This is a genomic window from Hoylesella timonensis 4401737 = DSM 22865 = JCM 15640 (assembly GCF_000455445.1).
Classification (GTDB): domain Bacteria; phylum Bacteroidota; class Bacteroidia; order Bacteroidales; family Bacteroidaceae; genus Prevotella; species Prevotella timonensis.
Window position 1 is genome coordinate 163466 of the sequence record NZ_HG417094.1, and the last position, 10539, is coordinate 174004.

The 10539-nt window shown below is 42.1% G+C and carries 9 protein-coding genes; 3 read left to right on the top strand and 6 right to left on the bottom strand.

Features of this window, described 5'->3' with window-relative positions:
• Nucleotides 1–38: 38 nt before the first annotated feature.
• Entirely contained in the window at nt 39–1529 is a 1491-nt protein-coding gene (gene cysS, locus BN35_RS06400) for a cysteine--tRNA ligase (RefSeq protein WP_028900986.1), read from the top strand.
• A 120-nt stretch (nt 1530–1649) separates the two neighbouring features.
• On the opposite strand, the gene miaB is transcribed toward cysS, so the two are convergent.
• The 3 genes from miaB to BN35_RS06415 form a co-directional block, all read right to left on the bottom strand.
• A complete protein-coding gene (gene miaB, locus BN35_RS06405) occupies nt 1650–3005 on the bottom strand; it encodes a tRNA (N6-isopentenyl adenosine(37)-C2)-methylthiotransferase MiaB (RefSeq protein WP_028900987.1) in 1356 nt (451 codons plus the stop codon).
• A 475-nt stretch (nt 3006–3480) separates the two neighbouring features.
• Complete coding sequence (locus BN35_RS06410; protein ID WP_025072068.1) at nt 3481–4446, bottom strand: phosphatase PAP2 family protein; 966 nt, start codon at nt 4444–4446, stop codon at nt 3481–3483.
• Nucleotides 4447–4483: 37 nt separating this feature from the next.
• Entirely contained in the window at nt 4484–5479 is a 996-nt protein-coding gene (locus tag BN35_RS06415) for an NAD-dependent epimerase/dehydratase family protein (protein WP_025072069.1), read from the bottom strand.
• A gap of 137 nt (nt 5480–5616) precedes the next feature.
• Here BN35_RS06415 and rnr point away from each other — a divergent pair, with 137 nt between their 5' ends.
• Together rnr and BN35_RS06425 are read left to right on the top strand one after the other, a co-directional pair.
• The gene (gene rnr, locus BN35_RS06420) at nt 5617–7812 is read left to right on the top strand and encodes a ribonuclease R (RefSeq protein WP_025072070.1); all 2196 of its coding nucleotides are present in this window, start codon (nt 5617–5619) and stop codon (nt 7810–7812) included.
• A 132-nt stretch (nt 7813–7944) separates the two neighbouring features.
• The gene (locus tag BN35_RS06425) at nt 7945–8412 is read left to right on the top strand and encodes a PH domain-containing protein (RefSeq protein ID WP_025072071.1); all 468 of its coding nucleotides are present in this window, start codon (nt 7945–7947) and stop codon (nt 8410–8412) included.
• A gap of 84 nt (nt 8413–8496) precedes the next feature.
• Here the strand turns inward: BN35_RS06425 and BN35_RS06430 are convergent, their stop codons facing one another.
• The 3 genes from BN35_RS06430 to greA are packed head-to-tail and all read right to left on the bottom strand — an operon-like array spanning nt 8497 to nt 9974.
• On the bottom strand, nt 8497–9036 hold the full coding sequence (locus BN35_RS06430; RefSeq protein ID WP_025072072.1) for an LOG family protein: 540 nt from the start codon (nt 9034–9036) through the stop codon (nt 8497–8499).
• A 59-nt stretch (nt 9037–9095) separates the two neighbouring features.
• On the bottom strand, nt 9096–9494 hold the full coding sequence (locus tag BN35_RS06435) for an HIT family protein (RefSeq protein ID WP_025072073.1): 399 nt from the start codon (nt 9492–9494) through the stop codon (nt 9096–9098).
• 12 nt (nt 9495–9506) lie between these two features.
• Nucleotides 9507–9974, bottom strand: a complete 468-nt coding sequence (gene greA / locus BN35_RS06440) for a transcription elongation factor GreA (protein WP_008123910.1) — start codon at nt 9972–9974, stop codon at nt 9507–9509.
• Between the last annotated feature and the right edge of the window lie 565 nt (nt 9975–10539).

Sequence of the window (10539 nt, forward strand, 5' to 3'; positions counted from 1 at the left end):
GCTGTATCTTTGCAACAGCTAATTATGTTGATAGACTTATGGAACAGAAACTTTTTGTTTATAATACCCTGACACGTAAGAAGGAACTCTTCGAGCCTTTGCATGCCCCCAACGTTGGTATGTATGTGTGTGGCCCTACTGTTTATGGCGATCCGCACTTAGGACATGCCCGTCCGTCGATTACTTTTGACATCCTTTTCCGTTATCTCAAGCATCTTGGGTACAAGGTGCGCTACGTCCGTAATATTACCGATGTGGGGCATTTGGAACACGATGCCGACGAAGGTGACGACAAGATTGAGAAGAAAGCTCGCTTGGAACAGTTGGAACCCATGGAGATAGCGCAGCATTATACCAATCGTTACCATGCTGCTATGGAAGCCCTAAACGTGCTGCCTCCAAGCATCGAGCCGCATGCCACAGGTCACATCATAGAGCAAGAGGAACTGGTAAAACAAATTCTTGCCAATGGTTATGCTTACGAGAGCAACGGTTCGGTTTATTTTGATATTGAGAAATATAACAAAGATCATCACTATGGCATACTCTCTGGGCGAAACTTGGACGATGTCATTAATAACAGTCGTGAGTTGGACGGTGTAGGCGAGAAGCGCAACCAAGTAGACTTTGCCCTTTGGAAGCGTGCCATGCCCGAACATATCATGCGTTGGCCCAGTCCTTGGAGCGATGGTTTCCCTGGCTGGCACTGTGAGTGTACCGCCATGGGGCGTAAATATTTGGGCAATCATTTCGATATTCATGGCGGGGGAATGGACCTTGTCTTCCCACATCACGAATGTGAAATAGCGCAAGCTGTAGCCAGTCAGGGCGACCAGATGGTGCGCTATTGGATGCACAATAACATGATTACTATCAATGGGAAGAAGATGGGAAAGAGCTTGGGCAATTTCATCACGCTCGAACAATTCTTTACAGGCGAACATGACAGTTTGGAACAGCCCTATTCACCCATGACAATTCGGTTCTTCATCCTGTCGGCTCACTACCGTGGAACGGTAGATTTTTCCAACGAGGCATTACAAGCAAGTCAAAAAGGTTTAGAGCGTTTGATGAATGGTGTACACGATTTGGAACGTTTGCAAGCAGCGGCAACCTCGGATGAGGCTACACATAAGTTTGTTGCCGAATTGCGCCAACAGTGCTATGATGCCATGAATGATGATTTGCAAACACCAGTTGTCATTAGTAAGTTGTTCGAGGCGTGCCACATCATCAACACTTTGCTCGACCACACAGGTAGCATTGATCAAAAAGATTTAGACGAATTGAAAGAAGTGATGCACTTGTTTGCTTTCGACTTGTTAGGACTTAAAAATGAGCAAGGCAACGACAACGATGCTCGTGAAGCAGCATACGGAAAGGTGGTAGACATGGTGCTTGAGTTAAGGGCAAAGGCTAAGCAGGCTAAAGATTGGGCTACCAGCGACCAAATACGTGATGCCTTGGCTGCTAATGGTTTCGAAGTGAAAGATACGAAGGATGGTGTAACGTGGAAATTAAATAGATAACCTCGTATTTCTTGTATAGTTTATCGGCACAGCGAGTAAGATAGAATACCGTTCAAGGTCTTACTTACTGTGCCGATAGCATTTGGTGACTTGCTCACTCACCGCTCAATGCGTCGCCCACTACTTCGTAACTTCTTCTCCAAACAGGGTTGCCGAGGTACTTCTCATGATGCGCACACGTACCGTCTCACCAATGTGATGCTTGCCTTTGTCAAACACCACCATCTTGTTTTGCTCTGTTCTGCCACAGAGTTGCTCTCTGCTACGCTTGCTAAATCCTTCTACTAACACCTCAAAATCTTTGCCTTCATCCTTTTTATTAGAGATAGCACTCAGTTCGGTTTGTAGATGTATCATCTCGTTGAGGCGTCGAATCTTCTCCTCCTCGGGTACATTGTCGGGCAAATGTTTCGAGGCGTAGGTGCCTGGTCGTTCAGAATACTTGAACATGAAGGCAGAGTCATAGCCCACGGTGCGCATCAATTGGAGCGATAGTTGGTGGTCTTCTTCTGTCTCACCATGATAACCTACAAATATATCGGTAGAAATACCGCAATCGGGAATGATACGTTGTATGGCACGAATGCGATCCATATACCATTCCACTGTGTATTTGCGGTTCATCAGCTTTAGAATTTTGTCGCTGCCACTTTGAACTGGTAGGTGGATATGCTTGCATACATTGGGCTCTTCGGCGATGACGCGCAAGGTATCGTCGCTCATATCTTTGGGATGCGATGAGGTAAAACGGATACGAATATCGGGTACTTCATGGGCGACACGGCGCAACAGTTGCGGAAAGTCAATGGTGTGGGCAGCAATAGTCTCTCCATTATCCAGCTGTCGTTCGGGAACAGTGAAGCAATATGAGTTCACGTTTTGTCCTAAGAGTGTGATTTCCTTGTAATGCTTGTCGCGCAAATCACGCACCTCACGCAGGATGCTCTCGACATCTCTCGACCGTTCTCTGCCGCGCGTGTAAGGAACGATGCAATAATGGCAAAAGTTATTGCAACCACGCATAATGCTCACAAAGCCACTCACTTTGCCTATCATCAGGCGTTGAGGCACTACATCCTTGTAGGTCTCTGTTTTTGAAAGCTCAATATCAATAGCCTTGTTGCCCGTCTCGGCTTGTGCCATCATGTCGGGCAAGTTCAGATACGAGTCAGGACCGCACACCAAGTTGGTATGATGATTGTTCAGCAAGTCGTCCTTCACACGCTCTGCCATACAGCCTAACACACCTAAAATGAGATTTCTACCTTTCTTGCGTTCTGCATGCAAGGCATCTAAGCGGTTGTATATTTTGTTCTCAGCGTTCTCGCGGACACTACATGTATTTAAAAAGATAGCGTCAGCCTCTTCCTCTTGTTCGCAAAGTTCGTAGCCAGCCATTTGCATGACCGATGCTACTACCTCACTGTCAGCCACATTCATTTGGCATCCATACGTCTCTATAAAAAGTTTTTTCATTGTCTTTGTCATTAGGGTACAAAGGTACAAAATAATTTTGATATGGTTGTATTCAGTATTTGGTACTTCTTTGCTGTGATTTCTAAGCAAATTCATGCTGAATTATCTTTACAAGTGCCTCTCCATAATTCGCGTATTTGTCAGCAAGTGGGGAAGTGGCGCTGAATATGCGAGTATTGGAGAAGTTTCTTCTTTCTTGATAATCAGTAAGTTAGTTGTTTTGTTGGTTTTTCGTACCACCTAAAGCAATGCTTTAAGCTCATTAACTCATGGAGATAACACCGTTAGATGGTGCTTTCAGTAGTGTTATAAACACGAGATAGCGCCATTAAGTGCATGTTTTAGTAGATTTTGTTCATAAAAACAGGAAAAATGACTCCTTATTTTACATCAAATAACCCATTTTTTTGTGTAGAATGAGGAGTTTAGAAGTGTTAAATTTCAGTCATTTTTTAGGACAAAAGTATATGTAGAGCTACCCCTTCATGTTCCTACTGATATACATTAAAAAATAGTAAAAAATCACTCCTGTGATGAGACCAGCAAAGGCATCAATGGCATAATGTGCCTGAATGTACACGGTCGCCATACACAAAAAGAGGTAAAAAGGAAGCATGATGTAGAGCAACATCCTATTTTTGGTATGACCTATGAGCAGGAGACAGATGGTAGAAATGCCTACGTGCGAGCTGGGAAAGGCGGCTGTGGGACGCTCGCCAGCGGCTTTGGCATCCTCTACAAGATGATAAAAGAAGCCTTCGTGGTATCCCGGACTGGGCAAACAGTCTTGGTGAAAGTTGAAATAATCGTACATAGGAGGGAAGACTCCTTTTGCTGCTTGTTCGAGTCCGATGGCTTTGAAATAAAAGGTGGGACCCACAACGGGCAGTAATACATAAATGGCATAAAAGAGAAAGAACGAGGCAGTGAGAACAAAGGCACTTCGTTGGAACTCTTTTCGGTGAAAAAACAAGTAGAATAGAGGCACAGCTGCTACCATGGGGTAGTACGAAGCATAACCCATATCCATCAATTCGCTGATGATGGGCGAGGAGAAGTGATGTGCAAAAGCCAGTGCAGGTTGCATCCCGAAGAGTTGTTGTTCCCAAGTGGCGAAGAGATGATCAAGGTTTGGAAGTACTCTGTTAAGCTCGTAGGTGTCGGGATACCACCACACTAACAACCCCATTTGTACGAAGGAGCGTATCACCTTGATGAATCGACAGGGCAACAAGCGGTAGACTCCCCATAAAGCCATGGTAATAATGGCAATTTGGACACGCCCTATAAGCATTGACTGTGGGTTCACCAACTTGGTATAAGTCAACAAAATCATGAGAAACGTGAATCCCATGTAAAGAAACATAGCCCACTCTATGGGTAACAGTCCACGTACGGGTTTCTTTTCTCGTGTGAAAAAGTCAGAAATGAAATAGTTCATTTTGATTCAGTTCTTTAAGATAAGCAGGAAAAGGGGGCTATAACCAATGATTTTCCCGATACCATTTAATCGTTTGAGGCACGCCATCGGACAGTGTATAATGTGGGTGATACCCCAATTCGTCCATGGTTGGTTCTATGTTACAGCGCCAGTTGCGTTGGCGTATGATGTTATATTTGTCTTTGTTCAGCGTCGTTGCCTTGCCTGTATATTTTCCCAAGTATTCACACAGATTGGCAATGAGGCGCAATAACCATATCGGTGCATGTAGATGTAGGCACCATGGGTTGCCCAATTCCTTTCTGATAAGGTCGTTGAATGCATTAGATTGGTACACTTTCCCATCTGTAATGAAGTATTTACGACCATTCATACCTCTGTCCAAAGCTAAAAAAACGGCTTGAACTACATCGAGAACGTAAACGAAAGTGAGGTCTTGACGTTGAAAGCCTACTGAAAAATCTACTTGGTTTTTGATGCTTTTGGCGACCAGATAATAATCTTTTTCGCGTGGACCATAAATGCCTGTAGGACGTAGAATGACGTATGGGAAATCGTTGCCAATGCGATCGAGATACTGTTCGGCTGCTAATTTGCTTTTGCCGTAATGGGTATTAGGCTTTGGAACATCGTCTTCGTTGATTTCATGATAGGGCATTGTGTCCTTGATGGCACCAAATACGCCTAATGAACTGATGTAGATGAAGCGTTTCATGGGCATGCGAAGTTGGAGTAGGGCATCAACAAGGTGTTTTGTCCCTTCGGTGTTTACCTTGAAAAAGTCTTCCGCATGCACGCTCTTCGTTATTCCTGCGGCATGTACCACATAGTCAAACGCATAATCTTTGAGTTGTTTGACCAATGTTTCGGTAGATGAAAGGTCGAGTGTAAGAAAATGGATACGCTTGTCTTGGAGGTATTCACGTGAAGAAGAAGGCCTCACAGCCGCCCATACCTCCATACCTCGTTGTAAGGCTTCGCTGACAATAAAACTGCCAACAAAACCACTTGCACCCGTAATAAGAATATTCATCAATAAATATAATTAAGGTGCAAAGTTACAGAAATATCTTCGAAACCCAAATTTAATGCAAAATATTCGATACAAAACGGTGCGTTATCAATTCTTTTTTGTTAATTTGCAATTATCATTATAAAACACAAAACGTTATGGGAAAAGGAAAAAAAGGTGGGAAACGAATGTCAAAGAAACAATTAAGTGAAAAACTGGAAGGCTTCTTCTCTACACAACCAGGGCAAACCTTTGGTTTGAAGGACATCTTTCGCTCGTTGAGATTAGACACACATCCTTTGAAAATGTTGGCTATTGACATCATGGAAGAGATGGCGTGGGATGACTTTTTGACCAAAGTGTCTGACAACTCTTATCGTCTCAACGAGATGGGGCAGATTTTGGAAGGTGTATTTTGCCGTAAAGGGAATGGTAAGAATTCGTTTATCCCAGACGAAAGTGATAAGCCCATCTTTGTTCCAGAACGTAATTCTATGTCTGCTTTGAACGGTGATCGTGTGAAAGTCTCGCTTTTAGCACGTCGGGAAAAGCACATCAGAGAAGCACAAGTCATTGAAATATTATCGCGAGCACGCGATCAATTCGTTGGGAAATTGCGTGTAGAGAAAGATATTGCTTATCTTGTCACACAAGAAAATTTGTTTGTACACGACATTTTGATACCAAAAAGCAGGCTCAAAGGAGGAAAAAATAATGAGAAAGTGGTGGTCAAAGTAACCAAATGGCCCGATCCAGAGCATAAGAACATTATGGGACAAGTCGTGGATATCTTGGGTGATACAGGCGACAACGATGCTGAGATGAATACTATTTTAGCCCAATATGGCTTGCCTTATAAGTATCCTAAAGCTGTAGAGCAGGCTGCTGATAAGATTTCAGGCGATATATCTCAAGCAGAATTGCAGACTCGGGAGGACTTCCGAGACGTCTTTACCTGTACCATAGACCCCAAAGATGCCAAGGATTTTGATGACGCACTGTCTATTCGGAAGTTGAATAGAGGCATGTGGGAGGTCGGCATCCATATCGCAGACGTCACACACTATGTGAAAGAAGGCTCTATCATCGACAAGGAAGCACAAAAGCGTGCCACTTCGGTCTATTTAGTCGACCGTACTATTCCAATGCTCCCAGAACGATTGTGTAACTATATCTGTTCGCTTCGCCCCAATGAGGAGAAACTTTGTTATAGTGTCATCGTGAATATGGATGAGCAAGGTGTGGTAGCAAACACTCGGATAGTGCATACCGTCATAAAAAGCAATCGTCGCTATGCCTACGAAGAGGTGCAACAACTTCTTGAAGAGAATGGAGTTAAAGATGGAACAGGGCAGCCTGCTCCCCAACCACGCAATGGTAAATATGTAGGAGAAAATGCCGAAGAGCTTATTATGCTCGATAAATTGGCAAAGAAGTTGCGTGAGGTAAGATTTAAGAATGATGCAGTGAAGTTTGATAGTGAAGAACTTCACTTCGATATAGACGAGACAGGAAAACCTATCAGATGTTATTTTAAGCGCTCGAAGGATGCCAACAAGCTGATTGAGGAGTTTATGTTGTTAGCAAATCGCACGGTGGCAGAGAGCGTGGGAAAAGTAAAGAAAGGCAAGAAATCAAAGACGTTGCCTTATCGTGTGCATGATGTGCCAGACCCACAGAAGCTTGAAAACCTAAAAGACTTTGTTGTTAAATTCGGCTATAAGGTGAAAACAGAAGGTACAAAGGGCGAGATGGCACGCAGTCTCAACAAACTCATGGACGCTGTAGAGGGAAAAGACGAGCAGAAATTGGTACAGACGGTGGCATTAAGGGCGATGATGAAAGCAAAATACACCATTCATAACATAGGACACTTTGGGTTGGCATTCCCTTATTACACCCATTTTACATCTCCTATTCGTCGCTATCCAGACATGATGGTGCATCGGTTGTTAACCCGATATGCGCAAGGTGGACGGAGTGCCAACAAGGAATATTACGAAGAACTGTGTGAGCATAGTTCGGAGATGGAACAAATTGCTGCCAATGCAGAGCGTGATTCTATCAAATATAAAATGGTAGAATTTATGGGAGAGCATCTTGGTGAAGTGTTTGATGCACACATCAGTGGCATTCAGAATTATGGTATCTATTGTGAAATTGATGAAAATCACTGCGAAGGATTAGTGCCTATACGCGACTTAGATGATGACTATTATGATTTTGATGAAAAGAATTATCTATTAGTAGGACGTAGACATCATCATAAATATCAGTTGGGAGATGCCATTCGCATTAAGGTTGCACAGGCTAACCTTGAGAAGCGGCAACTCGACTTCACGATTGTAAAATAGTTGTTCATCAATAGAAGTAGGGCTACTTGCCGTCAACAATGGGGGATGAAAATAACTTTCGAGTAGGTGAATGTTTACCACACCGACAGTCAGCTCATGATAATGAAGCGGCAGTAGTTTCAGTGAGATAACATGAAGTATATAGATAAACATTTAATGGAAGGTGAACAGGTTGTTTACATTCCGCAGTTGCACTCTTCTCTTTATTGGGGAGCATTGTCTTGGGCTGTTTTCGGAATCATTATCATGGTGTTTCCTACTGATGGAACACTCTTCAAAATTCAGCTGTCAGCAAGTCTTATCCTAATTCTGATCAGTGTTTTGAAGTGCATAAAGATGTACGGAGGTCGTCAATATGTACTCACTAACCGTAGAATTATTGCCAAAAAGGGGTTGGTGCAGCGTGACTCACTTGAACTCTTGTTGCGCAAATGTGAAGGTGTACAGATAAGGCAGAGTGTCTTGGGACGCATCTTTGACTATGGAACGGTGATAGTAACCACGGGAGAAGCCACCAACTACTTTGAATACATCAAGAATCCGATTGCGTTTAGTAGTGCTATCAATCAGATGATAGACTCATTGAAGTCGTTTGAATAAATCTTTCATCGGCAGATAGAAGATGTTGGTTCTGTCTGCCGATGAAAGGAAAAAGAAAGAAAATCTTTGTGGATATGTGTTTCTTTACGCGTTCTCGTTGATGAAATGTGCTATTTCATCAAGGGAGTGTGCTATCTTTATTTGTTGGTGATAATCGCCTCTAATCATTCCCTTTTGTGTCAAATCATCCAGTAGGGCAATGAGCGAATCCCAAAATCCATTGATATTGTATAAGATAACAACGTGATGGTGGTAGCCAATAGAATGTGCTGAAACGATAGAAAATATCTCGTCAAGGGTGCCAACACCGCCAGGAAGTGCAATTGAAATGTCACTTTGCGCAAGCATCAGCTCTTTTCTGTCACTCAAGTTGTCGCAGGGAATTTCTATGTCTACGGCATCTGATACCTTTCCATTCTTTTCAATGATGGACGGAATGACCCCAATTGTTCTGCCACCTCTTTGGTGTACTGCCTTGGCAATACAATCCATGAGTCCTAAGTTGCATCCGCCAAACACCAAGTCGTGGTGCTCTTCAGCCATCCAGTTGCCTAACTCTTGCGTTCTTTCAAAGTAAACAGGGTCAATGTGGTCGTTGGCGGAACAGAAAACTGCTATCTTCATATTGTCTTTTGTTGTAGATAAGATGCTGAAAGGAATTTCCTTATGGTCTCTTGATGTTTTTACAATTTCATAAATTCGTTGTGGATACGTTCCGCAATAGCAGTGAATTCTTCTTCAGAAAAGATGATTCCCTTTTTATGGAAATCAACATCGCCCTCATTATCCATAGGAATGAGGTGGATATGCGCATGCGGCACTTCTAATCCTAAAACGACTTGAGCCACTTTCTTGCATGGATAAGCGCTCTTAATAGCTTTTGCCACCTTTTTCGCAAACATTTGGAAAGCAGCTAACTCCTCATCTTCCATGTCAAAAATATAATCAACTTCACGACGTGGAATGACTAATGTATGCCCTTCTTTCAAGGGATTGATGTCTAAAAATGCATAAAATTGAGCATCTTCTGCACATTTATAGCTTGGAATTTCACCAGCAGCAATTTTTGAAAATATATCCATAAGTCATCAAATTTATTCAATAGAAATGTTGTCAATACGTAGATGAATGGTGCCAGCTGGAATCTTAATCTCAACTTCATCACCCACCTTCTTGTTTAATAATCCCTGTGCAATAGGAGTCTTGATAGAGATTTTCCCTGCTTTCAAATCCGCTTCGCTTTCACTTACAATGGTGTAAGTCATTTTAGATTTGGTTTTTAGATTGGTCATCTCTACCTTTGACAAAATCTGAACCATGTTAGCACTCAGCCGAGAGACGTCTACTATCTTTGCTTCTGCAATGGTCAGCTTCATTTTGTTAATCTTATCTTCAAGGTGAGCCTGCGCTTCTTTAGCAGCATCGTATTCAGAATTCTCACTTAAGTCTCCCTTATCACGCGCCTCTGCAATGGCAGCTGATGCCTTTGGGCGCTCGATAGACTCGAGCCTATTAAGCTCGGCTACAAGATTGTCGTAGCCTTCTTGTGACATGTAAGCCATAACGTTATAAGTATTTTTGTTATTAATTGTTTTTCTTGAGGAATATAAAACAAAGAATTCCGACAATCAACTTATGTGTCGGAATTCTCTTTCCTCAGATTTCTTATATTTATTTCTTTTTGCAAAGATAGCGATTCTTTTTCAATTAACAAGTATTTTCACATTAATTATTATACATCGAAACAGCTTTGAAATGCAATAAAAAAGTCATAATGATTGATTTATATCAAGAAAACAACACTTTTTGATATTTGTTTGCGTAAACAGTTGATAATATTATAGCAATCCTTTATCTTTGCATCGTGTTTTTCATAGTATTAGATTTAAGGTTAACAAAGATTGGGACTCAGCGGAGTCCTTTTTTTATGCCCATACGTTATTGACGATACTGATAGAAAGCCCATTTGTGTACTATCGTTGGCAACGTAATTAAATTTCTCTTGTTTGTTAAAATATTTCGTATTTTAAGGCTCCATAATTTGAATATTTAGAATCAAACAGTTAGTTGGTCTCAAATACGCTAAAAATATAAAGTATTGATACACAGGTGTTTGTTAAATTCATG